The sequence below is a fragment of the Sphingomonas sp. CCH9-F2 genome, assembly GCF_001556735.1.
GTDB classification, from domain to species: domain Bacteria; phylum Pseudomonadota; class Alphaproteobacteria; order Sphingomonadales; family Sphingomonadaceae; genus Sphingomonas; species Sphingomonas ginsenosidimutans.
In genome coordinates, this window is the sequence record NZ_LSJO01000520.1 from 1 (window position 1) to 268 (window position 268).

At 71.6% G+C, this 268-nt stretch carries 1 protein-coding gene; it reads left to right on the plus strand.

All coding sequences use genetic code 11. The annotated features are described in order from the left end of the window. The coding region (locus tag AX685_RS14695) for a sugar phosphate nucleotidyltransferase (RefSeq protein WP_269450500.1) at positions 1-268 on the plus strand (268 nt) is incomplete at both ends.

Here is a 268-nt window from a genome sequence, read left to right on the forward strand (position 1 = left end):
CGGCGCTGCTGGTGATGCCGTCCGATCATGTCATTGCCGATGTCGATGCGTTCCACGCCGCGATCCGCCGCGCGCTGCCGCTGGTCGAGGATGGCTGGCTGGTGACGTTCGGGATCACCCCGGACGCGCCCGAGACCGGCTATGGCTATATCCAGGTCGGCGAGGAGGTGGCGGCGGGCGTCCACCGCGTCGCGCGCTTCGTGGAGAAGCCCCGGCGCGACGTGGCGGAGGCGATGCTGGCGGCGGGGGACCATGCGTGGAACGGCGG